This is a genomic window from Streptomyces sp. NPDC053367 (genome assembly GCF_044545925.1).
GTDB lineage: Bacteria > Actinomycetota > Actinomycetes > Streptomycetales > Streptomycetaceae > Streptomyces.
This window is the reverse complement of sequence record NZ_JBITYN010000032.1, coordinates 1-1,051: the sequence shown is the minus strand read 5'-3', so window position 1 is coordinate 1,051 and position 1,051 is coordinate 1. Positions and strand designations below refer to the sequence as shown.

At 57.7% G+C, this 1,051-nt stretch carries 1 rRNA gene; it reads left to right on the top strand.

The features are described from left to right. Positions 1-1,051, top strand: a 23S ribosomal RNA gene (locus ACIGXJ_RS37000); the annotation flags it as partial.

Here is a 1,051-nt window from a genome sequence, read left to right as displayed (position 1 = left end):
CTCGTGACTGCGTGCCTTTTGAAGAATGAGCCTGCGAGTTTGCGGTGTGTTGCGAGGTTAACCCGGGTGGGGAAGCCGTAGCGAAAGCGAGTCCGAATAGGGCGTTTCAGTAGCACGCTCAAGACCCGAAGCGGAGTGATCTAGCCATGGGCAGGTTGAAGCGGAGGTAAGACTTCGTGGAGGACCGAACCCACCAGGGTTGAAAACCTGGGGGATGACCTGTGGTTAGGGGTGAAAGGCCAATCAAACTCCGTGATAGCTGGTTCTCCCCGAAATGCATTTAGGTGCAGCGTCGTGTGTTTCTTGCCGGAGGTAGAGCACTGGATAGGCGATGGGCCCTACCGGGTTACTGACCTTAGCCAAACTCCGAATGCCGGTAAGTGAGAGCGCGGCAGTGAGACTGTGGGGGATAAGCTCCATGGTCGAGAGGGAAACAGCCCAGAGCATCGACTAAGGCCCCTAAGCGTACGCTAAGTGGGAAAGGATGTGGAGTCGCACAGACAACCAGGAGGTTGGCTTAGAAGCAGCCACCCTTGAAAGAGTGCGTAATAGCTCACTGGTCTAGTGATTCCGCGCCGACAATGTAGCGGGGCTCAAGCGTACCGCCGAAGTCGTGTCATTGCAGCATGTACTCCCAACGGAGGCTGTGATGGGTAGGGGAGCGTCGTCTGCCGGGTGAAGCAGCCGCGGAAGCGAGTTGTGGACGGTTGACGAGTGAGAATGCAGGCATGAGTAGCGATACAAACGTGAGAAACGTTTGCGCCGATTGACTAAGGGTTCCTGGGTCAAGCTGATCTGCCCAGGGTAAGTCGGGACCTAAGGCGAGGCCGACAGGCGTAGTCGATGGATAACCGGTTGATATTCCGGTACCCGCTGTGAAGCGTCAAACATCGAATCCAGTGATGCTAAGGCCGTGAAGCCGCCCCGGAGCCTTCGGGCAAAGGGGAGTGGTGGAGCCGCCGGCCCAAGTTGGTAGTAGGTGAGTGATGGGGTGACGCAGGAAGGTAGTCCATCCCGGGCGGTGGTTGTCCCGGGGTAAGGGTGTAGGACG